Origin of the sequence: Actinoplanes octamycinicus (assembly GCF_014205225.1) — a bacterium.
In the GTDB taxonomy this organism is placed as follows: domain Bacteria; phylum Actinomycetota; class Actinomycetes; order Mycobacteriales; family Micromonosporaceae; genus Actinoplanes; species Actinoplanes octamycinicus.
This window is the reverse complement of sequence record NZ_JACHNB010000001.1, coordinates 1,908,045-1,929,213: the sequence shown is the minus strand read 5'-3', so window position 1 is coordinate 1,929,213 and position 21,169 is coordinate 1,908,045. Positions and strand designations below refer to the sequence as shown.

Annotated in this window: 22 protein-coding genes, 3 tRNA genes and 1 pseudogene; 12 read left to right on the top strand and 14 right to left on the bottom strand. The window is 70.9% G+C overall.

All coding sequences use genetic code 11. The annotated features are described in order from the left end of the window. Positions 1-12: 12 nt before the first annotated feature. The 6 genes and pseudogenes from crtI to BJY16_RS08660 all read left to right on the top strand — a co-directional run bounded on the left by crtI (position 13) and on the right by BJY16_RS08660 (position 3,657). Positions 13-1,494, top strand: a complete 1,482-nt coding sequence (crtI, locus tag BJY16_RS08685) for a phytoene desaturase family protein (RefSeq protein ID WP_185038563.1) — start codon at positions 13-15, stop codon at positions 1,492-1,494. Continuing rightward, positions 1,491-2,066, top strand: a pseudogene (idi, locus tag BJY16_RS46980) (isopentenyl-diphosphate Delta-isomerase); the annotation flags it as partial. The gene crtI and the pseudogene idi, both read left to right, overlap by 4 nt. A gap of 265 nt (positions 2,067-2,331) precedes the next feature. Next, positions 2,332-3,189 (top strand): MerR family transcriptional regulator, encoded by an 858-nt coding sequence (locus tag BJY16_RS08675; RefSeq protein WP_185038561.1) that lies wholly within the window; start codon positions 2,332-2,334, stop codon positions 3,187-3,189. 171 nt (positions 3,190-3,360) lie between these two features. Further along, a tRNA-Glu gene (locus BJY16_RS08670) sits at positions 3,361-3,433 on the top strand. A gap of 61 nt (positions 3,434-3,494) precedes the next feature. Next, positions 3,495-3,568: transfer RNA gene (locus BJY16_RS08665), tRNA-Asp, on the top strand. Between the two features lie 15 nt (positions 3,569-3,583). After that, positions 3,584-3,657, top strand: a tRNA-Phe gene (locus tag BJY16_RS08660). Positions 3,658-4,469: 812 nt separating this feature from the next. Here the strand turns inward: BJY16_RS08660 and BJY16_RS08655 are convergent. Beyond that, entirely contained in the window at positions 4,470-5,528 is a 1,059-nt protein-coding gene (locus BJY16_RS08655) for a calcium-binding protein (RefSeq protein WP_185038560.1), read from the bottom strand. 256 nt (positions 5,529-5,784) lie between these two features. Between BJY16_RS08655 and BJY16_RS08650 the strand changes: the two genes are divergently transcribed. Continuing rightward, positions 5,785-6,093 carry a hypothetical protein gene (locus BJY16_RS08650; protein WP_185038559.1) on the top strand — a complete coding sequence of 103 codons (309 nt, stop codon included), beginning with the start codon at positions 5,785-5,787 and terminating at the stop codon, positions 6,091-6,093. A 1-nt stretch (position 6,094) separates the two neighbouring features. Here BJY16_RS08650 and BJY16_RS08645 read toward each other — a convergent pair whose 3' ends face one another. Next, on the bottom strand, positions 6,095-6,484 hold the full coding sequence (locus tag BJY16_RS08645; RefSeq protein ID WP_185038558.1) for a hypothetical protein: 390 nt from the start codon (positions 6,482-6,484) through the stop codon (positions 6,095-6,097). 62 nt (positions 6,485-6,546) lie between these two features. After that, positions 6,547-6,945, bottom strand: a complete 399-nt coding sequence (locus tag BJY16_RS08640; protein WP_185046342.1) for a hotdog fold thioesterase — start codon at positions 6,943-6,945, stop codon at positions 6,547-6,549. Positions 6,946-7,119: 174 nt separating this feature from the next. Between BJY16_RS08640 and BJY16_RS08635 the strand changes: the two genes are divergently transcribed. Further along, on the top strand, positions 7,120-7,368 hold the full coding sequence (locus tag BJY16_RS08635) for a hypothetical protein (RefSeq protein ID WP_185038557.1): 249 nt from the start codon (positions 7,120-7,122) through the stop codon (positions 7,366-7,368). A gap of 19 nt (positions 7,369-7,387) precedes the next feature. Here BJY16_RS08635 and BJY16_RS48325 read toward each other — a convergent pair whose 3' ends face one another. The 4 genes from BJY16_RS48325 to BJY16_RS08615 form a co-directional block, all read right to left on the bottom strand. Continuing rightward, a complete protein-coding gene (locus BJY16_RS48325; protein WP_185038556.1) occupies positions 7,388-8,668 on the bottom strand; it encodes a PrsW family intramembrane metalloprotease in 1,281 nt (426 codons plus the stop codon). After that, the gene (locus tag BJY16_RS08625; RefSeq protein WP_185038555.1) at positions 8,665-9,246 is read right to left on the bottom strand and encodes a hypothetical protein; all 582 of its coding nucleotides are present in this window, start codon (positions 9,244-9,246) and stop codon (positions 8,665-8,667) included. Before BJY16_RS08625 ends, BJY16_RS48325 begins: the two co-directional genes overlap by 4 nt. Positions 9,247-9,329: 83 nt before the next feature. Then, positions 9,330-9,896 (bottom strand): RNA 2'-phosphotransferase, encoded by a 567-nt coding sequence (locus BJY16_RS08620; RefSeq protein WP_185038554.1) that lies wholly within the window; start codon positions 9,894-9,896, stop codon positions 9,330-9,332. Then, entirely contained in the window at positions 9,893-10,669 is a 777-nt protein-coding gene (locus BJY16_RS08615; RefSeq protein ID WP_373873455.1) for a class I SAM-dependent methyltransferase, read from the bottom strand. The genes BJY16_RS08620 and BJY16_RS08615 overlap by 4 nt, the downstream gene beginning before the upstream one ends. Before the next feature lie 19 nt (positions 10,670-10,688). Between BJY16_RS08615 and BJY16_RS08610 the strand changes: the two genes are divergently transcribed. After that, positions 10,689-11,060, top strand: coding sequence for a PPOX class F420-dependent oxidoreductase (locus BJY16_RS08610; protein WP_185038553.1), 372 nt, complete (start codon positions 10,689-10,691; stop codon positions 11,058-11,060). A gap of 125 nt (positions 11,061-11,185) precedes the next feature. Here the strand turns inward: BJY16_RS08610 and BJY16_RS08605 are convergent, their stop codons facing one another. Then, positions 11,186-11,395, bottom strand: a complete 210-nt coding sequence (locus tag BJY16_RS08605; RefSeq protein ID WP_014687221.1) for a BldC family transcriptional regulator — start codon at positions 11,393-11,395, stop codon at positions 11,186-11,188. Positions 11,396-11,676: 281 nt separating this feature from the next. After that, complete coding sequence (locus tag BJY16_RS08600; protein ID WP_185038552.1) at positions 11,677-12,516, bottom strand: DUF8083 family protein; 840 nt, start codon at positions 12,514-12,516, stop codon at positions 11,677-11,679. Positions 12,517-12,666: 150 nt separating this feature from the next. Here BJY16_RS08600 and BJY16_RS08595 point away from each other — a divergent pair, with 150 nt between their 5' ends. Then, positions 12,667-13,746 carry a Glu/Leu/Phe/Val family dehydrogenase gene (locus BJY16_RS08595; protein WP_185038551.1) on the top strand — a complete coding sequence of 360 codons (1,080 nt, stop codon included), beginning with the start codon at positions 12,667-12,669 and terminating at the stop codon, positions 13,744-13,746. Between the two features lie 193 nt (positions 13,747-13,939). Next, a complete protein-coding gene (locus BJY16_RS08590) occupies positions 13,940-14,155 on the top strand; it encodes a DUF3073 domain-containing protein (protein ID WP_185038550.1) in 216 nt (71 codons plus the stop codon). 267 nt (positions 14,156-14,422) lie between these two features. Here the strand turns inward: BJY16_RS08590 and amcA are convergent, their stop codons facing one another. The 5 genes from amcA to BJY16_RS08565 all read right to left on the bottom strand — a co-directional run bounded on the left by amcA (position 14,423) and on the right by BJY16_RS08565 (position 19,169). Then, positions 14,423-14,650: a multiple cyclophane-containing RiPP AmcA gene (gene amcA, locus BJY16_RS08585; protein WP_185038549.1), complete on the bottom strand. Its 228-nt coding sequence runs from the start codon at positions 14,648-14,650 to the stop codon at positions 14,423-14,425. Then, positions 14,619-15,722 carry a cyclophane-forming radical SAM peptide maturase AmcB gene (gene amcB, locus BJY16_RS08580; protein WP_307835765.1) on the bottom strand — a complete coding sequence of 368 codons (1,104 nt, stop codon included), beginning with the start codon at positions 15,720-15,722 and terminating at the stop codon, positions 14,619-14,621. The genes amcA and amcB overlap by 32 nt, the downstream gene beginning before the upstream one ends. Positions 15,723-15,909: 187 nt before the next feature. Beyond that, positions 15,910-17,058 (bottom strand): phosphoribosylformylglycinamidine cyclo-ligase, encoded by a 1,149-nt coding sequence (gene purM / locus BJY16_RS08575; protein WP_185038548.1) that lies wholly within the window; start codon positions 17,056-17,058, stop codon positions 15,910-15,912. A 37-nt stretch (positions 17,059-17,095) separates the two neighbouring features. Beyond that, positions 17,096-18,685, bottom strand: coding sequence for an amidophosphoribosyltransferase (purF, locus tag BJY16_RS08570; protein ID WP_185038547.1), 1,590 nt, complete (start codon positions 18,683-18,685; stop codon positions 17,096-17,098). A gap of 121 nt (positions 18,686-18,806) precedes the next feature. Further along, on the bottom strand, positions 18,807-19,169 hold the full coding sequence (locus tag BJY16_RS08565) for a sterol carrier family protein (RefSeq protein ID WP_185038546.1): 363 nt from the start codon (positions 19,167-19,169) through the stop codon (positions 18,807-18,809). Between the two features lie 309 nt (positions 19,170-19,478). Here BJY16_RS08565 and BJY16_RS08560 point away from each other — a divergent pair, with 309 nt between their 5' ends. Then, positions 19,479-21,119 carry a carboxypeptidase-like regulatory domain-containing protein gene (locus tag BJY16_RS08560; RefSeq protein ID WP_185038545.1) on the top strand — a complete coding sequence of 547 codons (1,641 nt, stop codon included), beginning with the start codon at positions 19,479-19,481 and terminating at the stop codon, positions 21,117-21,119. Positions 21,120-21,169 lie beyond the last annotated feature (50 nt).

Genomic DNA, 21,169 nt, shown 5'->3' with positions numbered 1-21,169 from the left:
TGGAGCCGCGGCGTGCGCACTGTCACCGGACCCACCGATCGGGTCGTCATAGTCGGGGCCGGCCTGGCCGGCCTGTCCTGCGCGCTGCACCTGGCCGCGGCCGGGCGCGAGGTCACCGTCGTGGAGCGGGAGCCGGTGCCGGGCGGCCGGGCCGGCCGGCTCTCGGTCGGCGGCTTCGAGTTCGACACCGGCCCGACCGTGCTGACCATGCCGGACCTGATCGCCGAGCCGCTCGCGGCGGTCGGCGAGAAACTCTCCGACTGGCTGGAGCTGACCCCGATCGACCCGGCCTACCGGGCGTACTATCCGGACGGCTCCACCCTGGACGTCCGCTCCGACACCACCCGGATGGCCGCCGAGATCGCCGGCGTCTGCGGCGCCCGCGAGGCCGACGGTTACCTGCGGTTCGTCGATTTCACCCGGCAGCTGTGGCAGCTGGAGCGCGACCACTTCATCGACCGGAACCTGGACAGCCCGCTCGACCTGCTCAACCTGAACCTGCTGCGGCTGCTCGGGATGGGCGCGTTCCGCAAACTCCAGCCGAAGATCAACGACTACTTCCGGGACCCGCGTACCCAGCGGATCTTCTCGTTCCAGGCGATGTACGCCGGGATGGCCCCGCACGACGCGCTCGCGGTCTACGCGGTGATCGCCTACCTCGACTCGGTGGTCGGGGTGTACTACCCCAAGGGCGGCATGCACGCGGTGCCCCGGGCGCTGGCCGGCGCCGCCGAGAAACATGGCGTGACGTTCCGTTACGACACCACGGTCGAGCGGGTGGTCACCCAGCACGGCCGGGCGACCGGCGTGCTCACCGTCGGTGGCGAGCTGATCCCGGCCGACACCGTGGTGCTCAACCCGGACCTGCCGATCGCCTACCGCGACCTGCTCCCGCCGCGCCGCTCGCGCCGCCTCAAGTACTCACCGTCCTGTGTGGTGCTGCACATCGGTTCGACGCAGGCGTACTCGAAGATCGCCCATCACAACATCCATTTCGGTACGGGCTGGAAGCGCACCTTCGACGAGGTGATCAACCGCGGGCTGCTGATGAGCGACCCGTCACTGCTGGTCACCAACCCGACCCACACCGACCCGGACGCGGCCCCGCCCGGCAAGCAGACGTACTACGTGCTCGCCCCCGCGCCGAACCTCGAGACCGGCCCGATGAACTGGCGCGGCGGCCTCGCCCAGCGCTACGCCGACGAGCTGCTGCAGACGCTGGAACAGCGCGGATACGTCGGTTTCCGGGACGGCGTGGAGGTCGAGCGGATCATCACGCCGGCCGACTGGGCGGACGACGGGATGGCCGCCGGCACACCGTTCGCGGCCGCGCACTCGTTCTCCCAGACCGGGCCGTTCCGCCCGGCGAACCTGCACCCCGAGCTACCGAACGTGGTCTTCACCGGTTCGGGCACACAACCCGGTGTCGGCGTGCCGATGGTGCTCATCTCCGGGAAGCTGGCCGCGAGCCGGATCACAGGAGGACGCGGATGAGCCTGCGGGAGAACCACTTGGTCGAGCTGGTCGACACCGACGGCCGGGCGATCGGCTCGACCACCGTCGCCGACGCGCACCAGGAGCCGGGGCGGCTGCACCGGGCCTTCTCGGTCTTCCTCCAGGACGCCGAGGGACGCGTGCTGCTCCAGCGACGGGCCGCGGTGAAGACCCGCTTCCCGCTGCGCTGGGGCAACAGCTGCTGCGGCCACCCCGGGCCCGGCGAGACGGTCGCGGAGGCGGCTGGTCGCCGCCTGTCCGAGGAGCTTTCGGTACGCGGCGTCGCGCTGGCCGAGGTCGGCACCTACACCTACCGGGCGGTCGATCCGGTCACCGGCCGGGTCGAGCACGAGTACGACCACGTACTGGTCGGACGACTGCCGGAGGGGGTCGAGCCGGCCCCGGACCCGGCCGAGATCGCCGAGCTGCGGTGGGTCTCGGTGCCGGCGCTGCGGGCCGACCTGCCGGCCTCGCCGCAGTCCTACGCGCCCTGGCTGGCCGGGGTGTTCGAGGTGCTGGTGGCGAGCCTGCCCGGCCGGCCCGCCGCGGCGCCGGTCGCCGCGGACCAGCCGTCCGCCTCGCCGGTGACCGCGGACCAGTACTCGGCCTCGCCGGTGACCGCGGACCAGTACTCGGCCTCGCCGGTGACCGCGGACCAGTTCCCCGCCTCGCCGGTGACCGCGGATCGGTCCTTCGCTGAGCCGGTGCATCCGGCGCGGCGCTTCGCTGAGCCGGCCTCCTTGGGGCGGCCTTCATCGGAACGGCCTGCCTCCGGGCGGCCCTCCTCGGAACGGTCTGCCTCCGGGCGGCCGGACGCGCTTCTGTCGGAGGGGCCGGGTGGCCGATGAGGCGCTGAGCGCCGGAGCCGCCGCCCGTCGCCTGGGTGTGGCGGTCACCACCCTGCGCACCTGGCACCAGCGGTACGGGCTCGGCCCCAGCCGGCACGAGCCCGGGCACCACCGGCGCTACACGGCCGAGGACATGGGCCGGTTGCAGGTCATGCAACGGCTCACCGCGCAGGGCGTGGCGCCCGCTGAGGCCGCCGCCTGGGCCCGGAACGCCCCGCAGGGTGATCCGGCCCTGCATCCGGCCCCGGTGCGGCTGGACGCGGCCGCTCGCGGGCTGGCCCGGGCCGCGTTGCGGCTGGACGCGCCGGCCATGCGGGACATCCTCTGCGCGGCGATCACCCAGCGCGGCGTGGTGGCCGCCTGGGCCGACGTGGTGTCCCCGGTGCTGGTCGGCATCGGTGATCGCTATCAGACGACCCAGCGCTACATCGAGGTCGAGCACCTGCTCGCCCGGACGGTCACCGAGGTGCTCGCCACCACGCCGCGGCCGGCCGGCGTGCCGCGGATCCTGCTCGCCGCCGCCGACGAGGAGCAGCACACGCTCGCCCTGGAGGCGCTCGCCGCCGCGCTGGGCGAGGCCGGGGTGCCGTGCCGGCTCTTCGGCGCCCGGCTGCCCTCGGCGGCACTGCTGGACGCGATCGGGCGGACCGGGCCGGCCGCCGTGGTGCTCTGGTCGCAGACGCCGCGCACCGGGACCGTCGAGCAGCTGACCCGGGTCCGGGACGCCCCATGCCCGCCGATCGTGGTCGCAGCCGCCGGTCCGGGCTGGCCGGAAGACGATCTTCCGATCGGGGTCACCCGGCTGACCGGCCTGGGCGAGGCGTTGCACTTGCTGGCATCGATCTAAGCCCCTCGTTTTCGCAGGTCAGCGACTTGCGAACGAAAAGGGGGATACCGATTTGGCGGGCGCTCGGTGGATCACATATGCTTTGCAGGCCTCAACGGGGCGCGGTTGGGGCGAAGGCCACCAAACGTTGCTGATCGAGTCGCCAGCTCGATGTGCAATGATGGCGGAGTTGCCCTCATCGTCTAGTGGCCTAGGACGCCGCCCTTTCAAGGCGGTAGCACGGGTTCGAATCCCGTTGGGGGTACTGGTAAGGTTAGCGACGCAAATCGCTGACACACCAGCGGTAAGGCAGAAGTGAATAGCAAGGTCCTGTGGAGCAGTTGGAGTGCTCGCCGCCCTGTCAAGGCGGAGGTCGCGGGTTCAAGTCCCGTCAGGACCGCAAAGCACCAAGCGCGGCCAGGTAGCTCAGTTGGTACGAGCGTCCGACTGAAAATCGGAAGGTCGGCGGTTCGACCCCGCCCCTGGCCACTCTCACTGAAACTCGGTACGCAAGCCCTCGCCGCTGTCGCGGTCGGGGGCTTCGTCATTTTCGGCACCGGGCCATTCGCCGGCGAGCCGCGAAAATCGATCTGTGAACGCGGCCACACCTTGCTCGCCATCCGATCAGCGTCCGAGAGTTCCACCGCGGCCACAGCTCCGCTCTCGCTGCGATCAGCGTCCGGAAATCCAGCCGTGATCGCCGCCACAGCTTTGCTCGCGGCGCAATCGGCGCCCGGAAGATCCCACCGTCATCACCACCAGAAATCTCCTCACGGTCGGACAGCGTCCCGGATGCGATCGGGGATGCATCGGCGCTCTCGGGCCGCGTCATCGCCGCCGAAATCTGCTCCCGGTGCGGACAGCGTCCCGGATGCGATCGGAGATGCATCGGCGGCACTCCGGTCGCGTCATCGCGGGCAGCGCTCCGCAGTGATCCCTTTCGGACGATGGCTGCTGTCGCAACACTGCATTCGCCGCGTCGACAGCCGGCCTCACGCCGCCTTGTGCCCGGTGGAGCGGCGGCTGAGTCCCACCGTCGCGGCCGCGGTGCTCCGGTCGTACCGGGAAGGGTTTGAGCGGGCGGGAAGCGGACCGTGTGCCGAGTGCGGGCTTTCCGGGAGAGGGAGCAGCGCCGCGCCCTCTCCTAGGAAGGGGGGCCGCGCCTCTCTCAGGAAAGTGGGCGGCGCCGCCCCTCTCGGGAAAAGAAGGCGGCGCCGCGCCCCTCTCGGGAAAAGGGGCGGCGCCCGGCGGAGGACCGCCGGGCGCCGCTGTGGTGCGCTGTGGTGATGCCGTGCTGAGGGTCAGCGGATGGCGTCGGTGAGGCGCTTCTTCAGGTCGGCGGGGATCTCCGGGCGGGTCGACTTGGCGTCGAGCGAGGAGACGGTGGCGTCCGCCCAGGTGTACTCGCACTCGCTGTAGGTGGCGCCGCCGGCGGTGATGCAGGCGTCGCCGCGGGTGGCGTGGTTGCCGCCGTTGAGGTAGTCCGGGCCGGCGATGCCGACCGGGTGCAGGTCGTCCGAGTACGGGTCGAAGTAGGCGCCCCAGAGGATGTCGTCCTGGTTGCTGCCGTAGACCTTGTCGTACCCGTAACCGGCCGCGATGCCATCGTTGCCGTTGCCGCCGTCGATGGTGTCGGTGCCGTAGGAGCCGATCTTGTAGTCGTCGCCGAAGATCACGTCGACGCCGTCCTCGCCGTACAGCCAGTCGTTGCCGGCGTAGCCGTAGATCGTGTCGTCGCCGGCACCGCCCCAGGCGCCGTCGGTGCCCGCGTCGCCGGTGATCAGGTCCTTGCCGGCGTTGCCCCAGGCCTTGTCGTTGCCGGTGCCCCCGTAGATGTTGTCGTCGCCGGCGCCACCGCTGAGCAGGTCGTTGCCGGTCTCGCCGAACAGCTTGTCGTTGCCGTTCTGGCCGTAGAGCTTGTCCACGCCGGACGCGCCCTGCAGCTGGTCGGCGCCGCTACCGCCCCAGAGGGTGTCGTTGCCGGAGCCGCCGTCGGCCAGCATGTAGATGCCGGTCTTGTTGTAGACCTTGTCGTTCTTGTCGCCGAGAGCGATGACCAGCTTCTTCGGCTTCGAGCTGGTGGTGCACTTGACCTTGGTCTTGTCGCCCTTGACCGCCTTGCAGCCCTTGCCGGCCTTGATGGCGACCTTGTCGTTCAGCGTGACGGTGCGGCCGGAGACCGTGATGACCAGCGAGTTCGACTTGGTCATCAGCGCGTTGAACTTGACGGTGGTGCCGGACACCCGGGCCAGGCCGGCGGTGGCCGCCTGCGCCGGAGCGGCGAAGAGGGTGGTGGTGGCCACCACCGCGGCGGCGGTGGCGCCGATCGTGGCGAGAGCCTTGCGACTGGTCAAGAACATGAAGGCGTTCCCCCGTGAGAAGCGGATTCGGCGGTGTCGATCACCGAAGGACGGCCCATCGTAGAACGGTACCGTTCCGGCGCGCCTCCCCGTTTCGACCCATTGACGGTCGCATTGGCTGTGATGGCGGTCACTCTCCACGGTGGATCGGCTGTCCACCGGCATGCGTCGGCTCTTGAAGGCGGCGGCCGCCTCAATCAGAGTGTTATCGGGATCGGTCCGCTCTGGACCCCGGTTCGCGAGGAGGCGCAGCGTCGTGCAGACCTTCACCAACGAGGAAGAGCAGACGGCCTACAACCTGGCCGAGGCGCTGAGTGAGAAGGCGATGTCCTTCATGAAGTTGGCCGAGGAGGCCGCGGACGCCTTCCGCGGCGGCAAGCTGGCGATGCGCCGGCAGTTCAAGGCGCGCGGGCTGTCCGAGGCGGAGGCGGACATCCGTTACGCCGGCACCGCCCAGGCGTCCCGGGCGATCTCCGACAACCAGTTCTTCATGTCGCTCGCGTCGATGTACAACACCGCCGCCGGTACGCAGTACGCGAAGGCGTTGTACCACAAGAAGGGCTGAGTCACGCCGCCCGATGACGCAGCGTGGCCACCGTGGAGCCGGCCAGAGCGAGCAGGCACTCCGGCAGCTGGCCGTCGGCGATCGCGGCGCCGAAGAGCGCCTCGCCGGTCGGGAAGTCGCCGTTCACATACGCGCTGACGAAACGGGCGACCCAGCGCTTGTCATACCGCGCGTCGTCGATGCCGGGGAACTCCAGGGTCCAGCCGCCACCGCCCGGCAGGCCACCGACCATGGTCGCGGCCAGGCACCACGCGACGTCCCAGGCGCCGACCACGCCGTCGCGGGAGACGACGGCGTCGAAGGTGCTGGCCACAGCATCGCTGTCACCACTGAGAGCGCAGGTCAGGATCTGCGTGGCGTCGTCGAACGCATGCTGTGGTACTTCGGTCACGTTGAGAACCGTACGCGGAACCGTCAAGGACTGCCTGTTGATCAGTGCAGAACCCTTACTGATCAAGCGCCGCGCAGCAGACAGGTGATCCGGGCGGTGCAGACCCGCTCGCCGGCCTCGTCCTCCAGGACCACCTCGTAGGTGGCGACCGCGCGGCCCCGGTGCACCGGCACCGCGGTCCCGGTGACCAGCCCGGAGCGGGCCGCCTTGTGGTGCGTGGCGTTGATGTCCACGCCGACCGCGAACGGCCGGTTCACGGTCTGCCCGTGCAGCACCGCGCCGACCGAGCCGAGGGTCTCGGCGAGCACGCAGGACGCCCCGCCGTGCAGCAGACCGTACGGCTGGGTGTTGCCCTCGACCGGCATCGTCCCGACCACCCGCTCGGCGCTCGCCTCGGTGATCACGATGCCCATCCGCTCGGCGAGCGCACCGCCCCCGTTGCTGGTGAAGAGGTGCTGCATGCCGTCTGCCGCGATATCCACGACGGCGTACGTTACCCCCGGTCGCGGCCGGTACCAGCGATACCCGTCACAGCGGGCGGACTGCCGCTTGCGTGTGCCGGGTATTGATGTGGCGGTTGTGCCGGGGGTGACGAAGCGGCACAGTCGTGCGGAGTCCGAGCTGAAGGAGACGAGATGAGCGAGCCGCAGGAGATCGTCGAGACCCGGGGCGACGACCGCGTCGACCTGATCACCAGCGACGCCAACCACGACGGCAAGATCGACGTGTGGGTGTCGGACACCGACGGGGACGGCAAGCCGGACCTGTTCCAGTTCGACACCGACGGCGACGGCAAGGTCGACGTGACGATGGTGGACCTGGACGAGGACGGCACCCCGGACACGATCGTCGACGGCGACGGCGGCATCCCGCCGACCGCCTGAGTCCGGCCGCCGGGACGCCTCAGGCGCCGCCGAGGGCGGACAGCGCGACCCAGAGCACGGCGATCGCCACCGCCGCGGTGCCGATCGTCGAGGCGGTGTGCCGCCAGGACCGGGTGCCCTCGACCGCTTCCGGATGCCCGAGCGCGACCAGGACCGCCCGGTGGGCGCGCACCTCGGCGTGGTGCGGGCCGGCCGGCGAGTGGCGCTCTCCGGCGACGTCCGGGGCCCGGCTGAGCTCGACCGCCAGCCGGGCCTGGGCACGCTGCAGACGGCGTACCGTAGCCCTGGCTCTGCGCCCCGCGCGGTCCGCGGCATGACGGCGGGCCGCGGCCCGGCGCGAACCCGATCCCAGCGCCCGCAACTCGCCCTCGGTGATCACCTCGGGGTCGTCGAGCCCGGCCAGCCGCGCCACGTAGAACTCCGCCTCCCGGTCGTGCGCCCGGCGGACCAGCCAGAGGATCAGCAGCAGCGGGGGCAGGCCCTTGAACACCAGCACCGCGAGCAGCGCCACCGCGCCGTTGCCGAGCCCGTCGCGGAACAGCGGCGAGTTCCACAGCACGTGCGAGGCCCAGGCGCCGAACAGGGCCAGCGCGGCCATCGTAATCCGGCGCGGCCAGCCCCGGTCGGTGGCGACCACCAGGTAACCGATGCCGGCGCCGGCCAGCGCGCCGAACAGCGTGTGGCTCCACACCCCGGCCAGGAACCCGCGGACCAGGAACGTGGTGATCACCGGCTGCACCTCGTCGCCCTGCCCGGCCAGCGCCACCGCGCCGATCGCGAAGACGATGTCCTCGACGATCTGGAAGCCCAGCCCGACCAGCGCGCCGTAGACCACGCCGTCCAGCACGCTGTTCACCTGGGAGCGGGCGATCAGCACGATGGCGACCACGCCGAGGGTCTTGGCGATCTCCTCGACCGTCGGCCCGGCCAGCGCGGCGCCCCAGTCGGCGGCCAGGCCGGGCGAGCCGAGCTTGGCGATCAGGTTCTCCAGGGCGGTGCTGCCCGGGATGGAGACGGTGGTGGCCACCAGGCCGCCCCAGGCGAACGCCACCACCAGCAGGCCGGCCGGCTCCCGCTCCAGGAAGTCCAGCTCCTGGACGAACAGCCAGAACGGGACGGCGAGCAGCGCGAACAGGGCCAGGGCGGTGAGCGTGGCGATCGGGTACGCGGTCAGGAACCGGCTCACCAGCTGGGACATCCGGACCGCGCCGGCGGCCAGCAGGGTGATCACCACCCAGAACGCGGGCAGCCGGGTCAGGGCGCCCGCCCGGACCGGGCCGGGGCGGACCGGGTCGCTCATCGGCCGCCCTCGTAGCGCAGGGTCCGGGTGCTCGCGTCGATGGCCGGCAGGGTGTGGTCCAGGTCCAGGTCGGCGCCGCTGACCGTGACCTCGACGCTGAGCCCGTGCGCCACGAAGACCGCGTAGCGGCCGCCCCGGTCGCCGGCCGTGTAGCCGCCCTGCAGGCCGGCCAGGCCGCCGGCCGTGGAGACCGCGAGCTGGGTGCCGGTCACCTGGTAGCCGGAGTTGCCGGTGATCCGCTGCCGGAGCCGGACGGCCGCCGCGGTCAGGTCGCCGTCGAAGGGCTGGACCACGATCGAGTACCGCACCCGGCCGAGCCGGAACAGCGCGGTGCCGCGGTCGTCGCCCGGCCGGGTCCCGGTGACGTCCAGCGTCGCGCCCGCCGGTGGCAGCACGGTGACCCCGGCACCGACCCGGTACGGCTCCCCGGAAGGCACCGCCCGCTGGGACGGGACGGCGCGGTCGAGCGCCGGCAGTCCGAGGGAGAGCGCGGCCAGGATGGCGACCAGAAGGAGGGCGCTGAGGAGTCCGGGTGTGCTGGGGAGATCGGTGAGATGACGCCGCGTGACCGTCCCCATCCGTCCACGCTAACGAGACCAGCCGGGAGATGTCCGGTGATCCAGGGGAACGACCATTGTGGAGGGACGCTCAACCTGGGAGATTACGGATTTGTCCGTTTTACCGAAAGGTGCTGTGGTGGGACCACCGCGGTCAGCCAGACCCCGTTGGCGCTCCGGTGGAAGACGTGTCCCTCGGCGGCCATCACGCCGGCCGCCACGGCGAACACCACCACGTCGGCCGACCGCCGGCGGCCGATGGTCAGCGCGGTCGGCACGTCCGCGGACAGGTGCACGTGGTGCCGCGAGCGCGGGCGCAGCCCGTCGCGCCGGATCGCCGCGAGGTTGTCGCGCGGGGTGCCGTGATAGAGCACCGCGGGCGGCTCGGCCGGCGGCAGGTCCAGGTCGACCGCCACCCGGCGGGAGTGGCCCTGGCTGGCCCGGATCCGGTCCACCCCGTCCGCGCCGGTGGCCACCGCGAAACGGGACTTGTCGTTGAAGGCCACCACGTGGTCCAGCTCGGCCCGGCTGATCCGCAGGGCGGCGAGGAGATCGGCGATCGGCACCCAGCCGTTCGCGTCCAGCGTCAGGCCGGCCGCCTCGGGCCGGTGCCGCAGCACCAGGGACATCCGCCGGCTGAGGCGGACCTGGTCACGGGAAAGTTCGGTCAATGATCCTGCTCCATGACCGCAAGGTAGTACGGGTGGTCCTTGCGGTCGACGGATTTCAGCCGCCACCCGGTGCCGTCGAGCAGCCCGGCCAGCTCGTCGACCGAGCAGTTGAGGTAGTCGAACCAGTCGCTGGCCACCATCCGGTAGCGCAGGCGCAGGCGCAGCTGGCCGCCGAGCCGGCCGCGGGCCCGGTTGCGCTGGTGGTAGCCCACGTGCACCGGGTCCTTGGTGCCGTACGGGTCGGCGCCCTGGGCGATGATCCGCGCGCCCGGGTTCGCCAGCCGGGCCAGCGCCGCCAGGAAAGCCGGCGCGCGCTCCGGGCCCTCGAGCAGGCCCAGGTTGTTGCCGAGCAGCAGGAACGTGTCGTAACGGGCGGTCGCGCGGGCATACCCGTCGACGGTGCTCAGCACGGTGTCCCGCAGGCCGCGCTTGCGGGCCACCTCGATCGCCCCGGGCGAGGTGTCCAGGCCGGTCACCGCCATGCCGCGGCGCTGCAGCTCGAGCGCGATCCGGCCGGCCCCGACGCCGATGTCCAGCACGTGGCCGCGGCAGAGCCGCAGCGCCCGGTGGTCGTGCGGCTGCCAGGCCGCCGGCTCGTCCAGGTAGTGGTCGGCCGGCGCGCCGTTGATCAGCCCGTCGTCGCGCTCGATCACCTCGATCACCGGGCGGGGCAGGCGCCCGCCGGCCAGCGGGCGGGGCCCGATTCCGGTGCGTACCGCGTACGCGTCTCTGATCATGTCGCCGAAGGCGTCGCCGATCGTCGGCTGCTCCATGGTCATTACTCTTGTGGGCATGCCCACCTTGGAGCAACTCGGCTCGGAGAAATACGTCCTGCTCACGACGTTCCGCAAGGACGGGCGCGCGGTGCCGACCCCGCTCTGGGTGGTGCCCGACGCCGGTGGCCTGGCGTTCTGGACGGTGGCCGGCACCGGCAAGCTGAAGCGCATCCGCAACAACGGGCGGGTCACCGTGGCCGCCTGCGACATGCGGGGCAACCCGACCGGCGAGGCGATCGAGGCCACCGCGCGGATCGGCGACCTGGCCGACCGGCTGCGCGTCGGCGAGACGCTGAAGCGGAAGTACGGGCTGATCGGGCGGCTGACCATGCTCGGCAGCCGGCTCCGCCGGGGCACCGAAGGAACCGTCGCCGTCCTCGTATCCTGACCGCGACCGCCTCGTTGATCTAGGAAACGGGCCGCTGGATCAGTGAGACGACAACGGGGGAAACGAAGAAGGGGCGATACGCCTTCCCCAGCGCACGCCCCTTACAACGATCTAGGTCGAACCGGTCAGTCACCCTGACGCTGCGTGGGAATCTGCCCCTGCAGCAGGGCGCGAACCTCCGACTCCCGGTAGCGACGGTGGCCGCCGAGCGTGCGAATGGCGCTGAGCTTGCCCGCCTTCGCCCACCGGGTGACGGTCTTCGGGTCGACACGGAACATCGACGCCACCTCGGCCGGCGTTAGTAGCGGCTCAGGATCGTGCGTACGCGATGCCATCGGTCACTCCTCCACAGGTACCTAAAAACATCGGCCGGGGTCCCGCCGGCCGGTGCGTCTCTCATGGTCCGGCTAGTCCCCGATGTCCGACATGGGCCGAACGGACGAACGTCCCCAGATAGACGGATGAAGCATGCCCGATTTTTACGTGTTTTCTACGCCAGATAGTGTCTCGTTTAGTCCGATTATCACGCTTCGCCTGCCACTGATCACGAAGAGTGTTCGCTTCGGGAGCGCTCTCATCGGCGGTAAAACTTCCTGATCTGTCCTATTTCGGCAGGTCAGTTACACCGCTCCAGAAGCTGGACAACTCGCCATCTAGCGACCAGCTTCTCGTACGCCTCGCTGGCCGCGTCGGCGTCGCCACGGGAGAGTGCCGACAGTCCGGCAGCCACCAGTCCGGGTGAATCATCCTCGTGGAGTTTGTCCTCCGGAAGGAGGTTGACCAGGCCGCCGTAGTCGAGCTCGACGACCGACCGGGGATGGAACTCCTCCAGCCACCGGGTGCCCTCCTCGACCGCCTCGGTGATCGGCGCGTCGCCCAGCGACTTGCGCAGCACCGAGACCGCCCGGTGCGCCCGGCGGCGAGCCTTGGAGATCTCCGTGCGGTAACGCAGCGTGCGCCGGCGGGCGGTCAGCGAGATCTCCCGCTCGTCCAGGTCGACGAAGGCGAACCAGCGCAGCGGCACCCCCCAGGTGGCGATCTGCTCGTGCACCCGGGGCACGCCCTGCTCCAGCACCCGGGCCCCGCTGCGCCAGTCCTCCACCACCGCCTTGGCCTGGCCGGCCAGCACCGGCGGGACGAAGGCGTCGGCCAGCACCGCGGGCACGCCGTCCCGCGCGTTCAGCGCCGCCTCGGCGACCCGCAACCGCAGGTTCCACGGGCAGATCAGCAGCGAGTTCTCCCACTCCAGCACGTACGCCTCGTCGGGCAGGTCGGGCAGCCTGGTCCAGCCGGCCCCGAGCGCCTCAAGGACGGCGGTGCGCTGGCGGACCGGGCCCTCGACCGGACCGAGATCCCGGCCCTCCTTGGCGTATCGGCGCCAGAAGACCTGCCGCTCCCGGTCGAAGGCGGTCAGCGGCTCGTAAACCCGTAGGTACGACGCGAACAGTGACGGCACGGCGCGATCCTTTCACGAATCCGGCGTGAGGGAACTTCCCGCGCGGGCGTAATCGCCGTGCCGTCCGCGCGACTACGCTCGCCCTATCCGGCCCACCCCGCCGGTCCGGGGCCCCACGAAGGCCCACACGAGGAATCAGGAGAACGAACGATGGGTGTGTTCGACACCGACGGCAATGACGCCACCGGGCACGAACAGGTTGTCTTCTGCCAGGACCGGGTCACCGGTCTGAAGGCGATCATCGGGATCTACTCGACGGCCCTCGGGCCGGCGCTCGGCGGCACCCGGTTCTACCCGTACGAGAGCGAGGAAGCTGCCCTCGCCGATGTGCTGAAGCTGTCCCGCGGGATGGCGTACAAGAACGCTCTGGCCGGCCTGGACCTGGGCGGCGGCAAGGCGGTGATCTGGGGCGACCCGGCCACCGTCAAGTCCGAGGCGCTGCTGCGGGCGTACGGCCGGTTCGTCGAGTCCCTCCGCGGGCGCTACTACACCGCCTGCGACGTCGGCACCTACGTACCGGACATGGACGTGATCGCCCGGGAGACGCGCTACGTCACCGGCCGCAGCGTCGAGCACGGCGGCGCCGGCGACTCCTCGGTGCTCACCGCCTGGGGCGTCTTCCAGGGCATGCGCGCGGCCGCCGAGCACACCTGGGGCAGTCCCACTCTGGCCGGCCGCACGGTCGGCGTGGCCGGCCTCGGCAAGGTCGGCAAGTACCTGGTCGGCCACCTGATCGAGGACGGCGCCACGGTGGTCGCCACCGACGTCAGCCCGGCCGCCCTGGAGTGGGCCCGCACCACGCACCCGGAGATCGAGCTGGCCGCGGACAACCAGGCGCTGATCACCGCCGACCTGGACGTCTACGCGCCGTGCGCGCTGGGCGGCGCGCTGAACGACGACACCGTCCCGGTGCTGCGCGCCAAGGTGGTCACCGGCGCGGCCAACAACCAGCTCGCCCACCCGGGCATCGGCAAGCTGCTGGACGACCGCGGCATCCTCTACACCCCGGACTACGTGGTGAACGCCGGCGGCGTGATCCAGGTGGCCGACGAGATCGAGGGCTTCAACTTCGACCGGGCGAAACTCCGGGCGACCGGCATCTTCGACACCACCCGCCGGATCCTCCAGCTGGCCGGTGACGAGGGCGTGCCGCCGGCGGTGGCCGCCGACCGGCTGGCTGAGCGCCGCATGGCGGAGGTCGGCCGACTGCGCTCGATCTACCTCCGGTAGACCCCTCACTGGACCGGTTCAGGGCCTGCCGCGCGGCGTCGGAGAAAGAGAACCGCGACGCGCGGCAGTGTCACACGCAACCCGAGGTGCCGAAGACGGCATCGTCCATGTACCGTAAGACCCACGAGAGATGCCTGACGTCATCGGGGCCCGCCTTCGGGCTGCCCCGAATTCTGTGCGAGGGGGTCGAGCCATGGGGCGCGGCCGTGCTAAGGCCAAGCAGACGAAGGTGGCGCGGGAGTTGAAGTATCACTCCCCGAACACCGACCTCACCGCCTTGCAGCGCGAACTGGCTGGGACACGCCAGTCCGACCGTCATTTCGACGACGACAACGATGAGTTCGTCGACGATGACGAGGACGACGCTGACGACGACCAGGATTCCTGGTCGCCTCCAAGGCGGCTTTGACCCGTATTGCACAGAGCACGCGGAATGACCCGCGTGCTCCCGTGTGTCGCGGTCACCGAACTCCTACGGTTGCACTGAAGCCCACGCGGGCGCTGTCCGCGTGGGCTTCGACCGAGCCTCGCTTCAGCGTCGCCGGGTTACCCATCGCGTGTCTCGTTCGCATGGGCCCCGGCTTCGCTTCAGCGTCGCCAGCTGCCGCCCACCCGCGTGTGCTGTTCGCGTGGGCTCATCCGGCTCTCGCAGTGCCTCGCGAGGGCCGGGCTGGCTTCACCGTGGCCGGTTGTTCCAGTTGTAGAACGTAGGAATGTTCTCGAAGTGGTTCCAGGCGCACACCGCCGAGCCGCTCTCCGGCGTTGCCTCCTCGGCACGCTGCCTGCGGGCCGTCTCCGCCTCCGCGATGAGCGCGGCCAGCCCGTCCCGGGTCTCGTGCACCCGTGCCGTCACCGGATCCGTCTCCACGCCGTCAGACAGCCGTGGGCTCGTGATCTCGGGCATGATCCAGCACTCCCTCCAGTAGGCGAATCTTGCTGTTCCGGCAGTGGTTCGTCTCGGTGACGTCGAACCTGCCGTGTTCGAAGTAGCGGTTCGCCGCGTGGGCGCCGCCGCAGAAGCCGAAGTACGGACAACTCCGCCGGCACGCCTCGACCCCGTCCAGGAACTCCCCGATCCACGGCGTGGCCGTCGCGCCCGTGAGGATCTGGCGCAGCGGGGTGGTCAGCACGTTGCCACTGGTGAAGTCGCCGTACCGGGGATCGTGGAAGCCGGCCAGCTCGGGCGAGAGCAGCACCACCGAGCCGTCGTGCGCCACCGTCGGGATCGGATCCAGCTGCCGGGGCAGCAGGGCGTCGGCGGTGCCGTCCAGGACCGCCGCGGCGTAGCGCAGCGACCACTCCACCTCGCGCAGGTGGATCCGGGGTGCCGCGCGCCAGGCGCCGACCAGCTCGGCCCAGAAGGCGCTCACCGCGGCCGGGTCGTGCCGGTTCAGCCGGAGGTTGACGCCCTCCTGCTCCTCCACGTTGATGCCGAGCACCTCGCAGCCCAGGCCCAGGAAGTACTCGTAGAGCTCGGCGGCCACGCCGGGGCGTGGGTCGGCGACCACGCACAGGGCGGAGAACGGGATGCCGTGCCGGCGCAGCGCTTCGATCCCCTTGCTGATCAGGTCGTAGGCCGGCTTGCCGGCCCGGTCCACCCGGTCGCCGTTGCGGGCCCGGGGGCCGTCCACGCTCACGCTGACCCGGACGTCGTGCGCCAGGAAGAACTCGCACCAGGCGTCGTCGATCAGCGTCGCGTTGGTCTGCACGTGGTGCTCCACGCCGGCGCCGAACGGCGCGAACAGCGCGGCCAGGTGAGCCGGACCGGCCGCGAGCGGCTCGCCACCGTGCCAGACCACCGAGAACCGGCCGGACCGGGCGAGGTCGGCCACCTCCGCGGCCACCGCCTCGGCCACCGCGACGGGCATCCGCTGGTTCTCCCGCCGGAACGGGAGGTAACAGTAGCCGCAGTCAAGATTGCACAGAGTAGTCGGCTGCATCACGACGTAAGTAGGATCCGCGGAGATGCCCCGCATCCCGCTCCACGCGTCCGCCATCGCGCACCTCCCGTCCGGCACCCATGACACCAGGGCCAGGCTAGGCCTCGCGGTCCAGAACTCATGCGAAAGATCCGTATGTGCCGGACATCGGCACACACGGATCATTTCACGCTGGACCTATGGCGAACCAGACTCACGTATGAGCGGCCACCGTTACTCACTGTCAGCCCCGGGTGTAGGAGCCCATCATCTGCACCTGGCCGGTGCCCTCCAGCACCTCGCCGACCTGCCAGGCCTCGACACCACGGCCGGCCAGGTAGGCCATCGCGCGGTCGGCGTCGTCGGACGAGACGATCGCGAACATGCCGACGCCCATGTTGAAGGTGGCCTCCATCTCCGAGTCCTCGATCCGGCCCTTGGCCTGGATCAGGTCGAAGATCGGCTGCGGGCGCCAGGTGGACCGGTCCACCACGGCGTCCACGTGCTCGGGCAGGATCCGGACCAGGTTGCCCGGGATGCCGCCGCCGGTGACGTGCGAGAACGCCCGGATGTCGGTCTCCTCGATCAGGCCCAGGCAGTCCTTGGCGTAGATCTTGGTGGGGGTGAGCAGCTCCTCCCCCAGGGTGCGCGAGGTGCCGAAGTCGTCGACCACGGTGTCCAGGCGCATCCGGCCGGCGCCCAGCAGCACGTGGCGGACCAGCGAGTAGCCGTTCGAGTGCAGGCCGGACGAGCGCATCGCGATCACCGCGTCGCCCACCTCGACCCGCTCCTTGCCGAGGATCTCGCTCTCCTCGACCACGCCGACGCCGGTGGCGGAGACGTCGTACTCGTCCGGGCGCAGCACGCCCGGGTGCTCGGCGGTCTCGCCGCCGAGCAGGGCACAACCGGCGTACCGGCAGCCGTCGGCGATGCCCGCGCCGATCTCAGCGATCTTGTCCGGCACCACCTCGCCGCAAGCGATGTAGTCCAGCAGGAACAGCGGCTCGGCGCCGCAGGCCACCAGGTCGTCGACGACCATGGCGACCAGGTCGATGCCGATCGTGTCGTGGATGTCGAGCTGCTGGGCGATCACCAGCTTGGTGCCGACACCGTCGGTGGACGAGGCCAGGATCGGGCTCTTGTACTTCGCGGTGTTCAGCCGGAACAGGCCGGAGAAGCCGCCCAGGTCACCCATCACCTCGGGACGGGTGGTCTTCTTGACCTTGGACTTGAGCAGCTCGACGGCCCGGTCGCCGGCGTCGATCGAGACACCCGCCGCCGCGTACGTCGCGGAGCGCTTGCGCGGCCCGCGGCCGGCGCCCGCCGTCCACGGCTGTCGGTCGCCGCCCTCAGCGCCGTTCGATCCGGCACTGCGCTCGGACACGTGCGTCACGGTTCTCCCCTTAGCGGTTCTGCGAAAAACGGAAAAGTCACGGATGGTGCAGCGCCGAAGCGCCGCCCGGACTGGCCACCAGCGGCGCCGGTGCCGCGTGGTCGTCGGCGTGCTCGCGAGCCTCGTAATCGGTCTCGAGCTCGTTGACCGCAGCCTCGGTCGCCTGCTCGGCCCGCTTGCCGACACCCTCCAGCACGTGCTTGCCGATCAGGTCGGCGGCCGGCAGCTCGATCGGGTACTCCCCGTCGAAGCAGGCCATGCAGAGCCTGGTCCGCGGCTGCTCGGTGGCCAGGACCAGGTTGTCCAGCGAGACGTAACCCAGGCTGTCGGCGCCGATCGAGCGGCGGATGCCGTCCAGCTCCAGGCCGTTGGCGATCAGCTCGGCCCGGGTGGCGAAGTCGATGCCGTAGAAACACGGCCACTTCACCGGCGGCGAAGAGATCCGCACGTGCACCTCGAGGGCGCCGGCCTCGCGCAGCATCCGGATCTGGGCGCGCTGGGTGTTGCCCCGGACGATCGAGTCGTCGACCACCACGATCCGCTTGCCCCGGACCACCTCGCGCAGCGGGTTCAGCTTCAGGCGGATGCCGAGCTGGCGGATGGTCTGCGAGGGCTGGATGAAGGTGCGGCCGACATACGCGTTCTTCATGAAGCCGGCGCTGTACGGAATGCCGGACGCCTCGGCGTACCCGATCGCGGCCGGGATGCCGGACTCCGGGACGCCGATCACCAGGTCGGCCTCGACCGGGTGCTCCTTGGCCAGCTTGCGGCCGACCTCGACGCGAGCGGCGTAGATGTTGCGGCCGGCGATCGTGGTGTCCGGGCGGGCGAGGTACACATACTCGAAGAGGCAGCCCTTGGGCTCCGGGGCGGCGAACCGCGAGGAGCGCAGGCCGTGCTCGTCGATCGCGATGATCTCGCCGGGCTCCACCTCGCGGACGAAGCTGGCGCCGGTGATGTCCAGGGCGGCGGTCTCGCTGGCGACCACCCAGCCGCGCTCCATCCGGCCGAGCACCAGCGGGCGCACGCCCTGCGGGTCACGCGCGGCATAGAGGGTGTGCTCGTCCATGAAGACGAAGCTGAACGCGCCGCGCAGGGTGGGCAGCACCTCCATCGCGGCGGCCTCGACCGAGAGGTCGGGGCGGCCGGCCAGCAGCGTGGTGACCAGCGCGGTGTCCGAGGTGGCGTCGCCGACCTCGAGGCCGCGGTCGGCGACCTCCTTGGCCAGCTCGGCGGTGTTCACCAGGTTGCCGTTGTGGGCCAGCGCGACCGTGGTGCCGGCCGTGGTGGCCCGGATGGTGGGCTGGGCGTTCTCCCAGTTGGACCCGCCGGTGGTGGAGTAGCGCGCGTGGCCGATCGCGAGGTGGCCGCGCAGGCTGGCCAGGGTGGGCTCGTCGAAGACCTGGGAGACGAGGCCGACGTCCTTGTAGACCACGACCCCGGAGCCGTCACTCACCGCGATGCCGGCGGCCTCCTGACCGCGGTGCTGCAGTGCGTAAAGCCCGAAGTACGTGAGTTTGGCGACCTCTTCCTCGGGGGCCCAGACGCCGAAGACGCCACAGGCATCCTGGGGGCCGCGCTCCTGGGGGTCGAGATCGTCGGTCAATCGGCCGTCGCCTCGGGGCACCTGCTCGCTCCCTCATGTCGGTTCGCACGAACTGCTCGAAGCGTGACCACCGCTGGTCTGCCCGAACTCCGCTCGCTCCGACCGCCCAGTGTACGCGAGCCCAGAGCCGCCCGGTCCGGGCTCATTCCGGGGTCAGCGGCAGGTACTCGGTGAGATCGGTGCGGATCCCGCTGGCCCGCAGCCGCCCGTCGCGGAGAGCCTCCGCCCAGTCCAGGCGGCCGGTGGCCACGAGCAGCCAGGTCGTCGGATCCGTTTCCACCACATTGGGCGGTGTGCCGCGGGTGTGCCGCGGACCGGGCACGCACTGAATCGCACCGAAAGGCGGAATACGTACCTCCACCGAACGGCCAGGCGCGCGGCGGGACAACTCGGTCAGCAGGGCCCGGACCGCGTCACGCAGCACCGGACGGTCAGGTTCCGCACCCCGGTCCAGCGCGTCCAACGCCAGGGAGACCGACTCGGAATTATTGTGCGCAGGCGACATGTCGGGACGATACGACGCGGTTCACCGACAACGGCACACTCCCCTGGGTCGCGCAAAAGACGTGTGACAAGGCATAGTTGCCGACGGCGTATGAGTCGCGGGAGATCTGACGGGCAGGAAGCCGGAGACCGAGCGACACGGAAGGCGGTGGACGTGACAACGCACCTACGAGGCCGGGCAGTTCAGGCCGGTGCGTTCCTGGCGCTGGTCGCCGGCCTGGTGGCCGGCGTGCAGACAGCCGCATTGGCTGCCTCACCCACCGTGGACCTGCCAGGGTCGTTGAGCGGTGACTCCGGAGCTACTGTAACCGTGGAATACACGGTTGGTAACCCCGGGGACTCGAACGGCGGCGGCAGCGGCGAGGGCCAGGGCAACACCGATGTTCTCGTGGTCACGAGCCAGTCCGGCGGCAGCGGGTGCAACGGCTGCGGGAGCACGACCGACCCGCTGAAGCCCGGCGAGACGAAGTCGCACACCGCGCAGATCGTGCTGCCGCAGGTGGGCCAGGGCCAGAACCAGACGGTCACCTTCCAGGTGACCGCGACCGCCCCCGGCTCCCCGCCCACCTCCCGGTCGGTGGAGATCACGGTCAAGGGGCCGGAGGCGCCGCAGGCGGTCCGCCAGGTCTCCGGCAAGGTGCGCGCCACGGACGGCACCCGGCTGGCCGGCGCCACCGTCGCGATGACCGACAGCCAGAACCACACCTACCAGGCGACCACCGACGGGGACGGGCAGTTCGCCTTCAGCTCGTCGGACGCGCAGCCGATCGTGCCGGGCCCGATCACGGTGGGCGCGGTGCTGGAGGGGTACAAGGGCGCCAAGACCACGGTCACCGGCCGGGCCAACAAGAGCGTCACCGCGACCGTCACCCTCAAGCCGGTGGCCAGCGCGTCCGCCTCGGCGAGCGCCTCACCGAGCACCTCGGTCAGCGCGACGCCGGCCGACGACGCCACCGACGACGAGGCCACCGGCGACGCCACCACCGGCCCGGCGAACACCGTGGCGGCCGACACCACCAAAGCCTCCGAGGAGGGCGGCGTCTCCTGGATGCTGCTGGTGGTCGGCGGTCTGCTGGTCGCCGCCGGCATCGGCGCGATGGTGCTGGTCCTGATGCGCCGCAAGAGCGCGCGGAACAACGAGGACCCGGACGGCGACGCCGGCTTCGGCGGCGGCCCGACCGGCACCCCGGCCGGCCCCGGCCGGTACGGCGCGGACGCCACCCGGGTGGCCGCCCCGGTGGGCGCCGGTCGTAACGACGCCACCATGGTGGCCGGCGCCGGGATGGGCGCCGCGGGTCTCAGCGACGCGCCCACGATGATCCACCGCGCCCCGGTCGAGGACGAGTTCCCGGACCCGTACGGCGCCCCGGTCCCGCCGCAGGGCGGCTTCGTCGGCGGCGGCGTGGGCAGCGACCAGTGGGACAACCAGGGTGGCTACGCCGACGGCGGCTACGGCGGCGGGCAGTACGGCGCTCAGCAGGCCGGCGGTTACGACAACGGCCAGCAGCGCTACGACGAGCACACCAGCATGTACCAGCCGGAGCAGCAGCAGCCCGCGCAGCGCTACGACGAGCACACCAACCTCTACCAGCCGGACAACGGCGGTTACGACCAGCACGACGGGTACGGCGCCGGCTACGGCGACCAGGCCGGCTGGGACAACGGCAACCAGGGCGGCGGCGGCACCTACGGCGGCGGCGGCGCCAACTACGGTGGCTACGCCGACCAGGGCGGCTACGACCAGGGCCACGGTGGCTACGACCAGGGTCACGGCGGTTACGACCAGGCCGGTTACGGCGGCCAGGGTGGCTACGACCAGGGTGGTTACGGCCAGGCCCAGCCGCAGCAGGGCCAGGGCGGCTACGGCAACCAGGGCGGCTACGAGCAGCGCGGCGGCACGTACGGTCAGGATCCGAACCGTCGCGGCGGCAACCGCGACTGGGACGAGTGACCTGAGGTAACAGCGAACAAAGGGCCCCGCGCGTCGCGCGGGGCCCTTGT

Coding starts and splice junctions, on each gene's coding strand:
- BJY16_RS08655 (WP_185038560.1), bottom strand. CDS start 5,528: ATGTTCTTGACCAGTCGCAAGGCTCTCGCCACGATCGGCGCCACCGCC.
- amcA (WP_185038549.1), bottom strand. CDS start 14,650: ATGCCCGAGATCACGAGCCCACGGCTGTCTGACGGCGTGGAGACGGAT.
- BJY16_RS08615 (WP_373873455.1), bottom strand. CDS start 10,669: ATGGAGCAGCCGACGATCGGCGACGCCTTCGGCGACATGATCAGAGAC.
- BJY16_RS08605 (WP_014687221.1), bottom strand. CDS start 11,395: ATGGCATCGCGTACGCACGATCCTGAGCCGCTACTAACGCCGGCCGAG.
- amcB (WP_307835765.1), bottom strand. CDS start 15,722: ATGCGGGGCATCTCCGCGGATCCTACTTACGTCGTGATGCAGCCGACT.
- BJY16_RS08635 (WP_185038557.1), top strand. CDS start 7,120: ATGAGCGAGCCGCAGGAGATCGTCGAGACCCGGGGCGACGACCGCGTC.
- BJY16_RS08595 (WP_185038551.1), top strand. CDS start 12,667: ATGGGTGTGTTCGACACCGACGGCAATGACGCCACCGGGCACGAACAG.
- BJY16_RS08565 (WP_185038546.1), bottom strand. CDS start 19,169: ATGTCGCCTGCGCACAATAATTCCGAGTCGGTCTCCCTGGCGTTGGAC.
- BJY16_RS08625 (WP_185038555.1), bottom strand. CDS start 9,246: ATGGGGACGGTCACGCGGCGTCATCTCACCGATCTCCCCAGCACACCC.
- BJY16_RS08640 (WP_185046342.1), bottom strand. CDS start 6,945: ATGCAGCACCTCTTCACCAGCAACGGGGGCGGTGCGCTCGCCGAGCGG.
- BJY16_RS08590 (WP_185038550.1), top strand. CDS start 13,940: ATGGGGCGCGGCCGTGCTAAGGCCAAGCAGACGAAGGTGGCGCGGGAG.
- BJY16_RS08610 (WP_185038553.1), top strand. CDS start 10,689: ATGCCCACCTTGGAGCAACTCGGCTCGGAGAAATACGTCCTGCTCACG.
- BJY16_RS48325 (WP_185038556.1), bottom strand. CDS start 8,668: ATGAGCGACCCGGTCCGCCCCGGCCCGGTCCGGGCGGGCGCCCTGACC.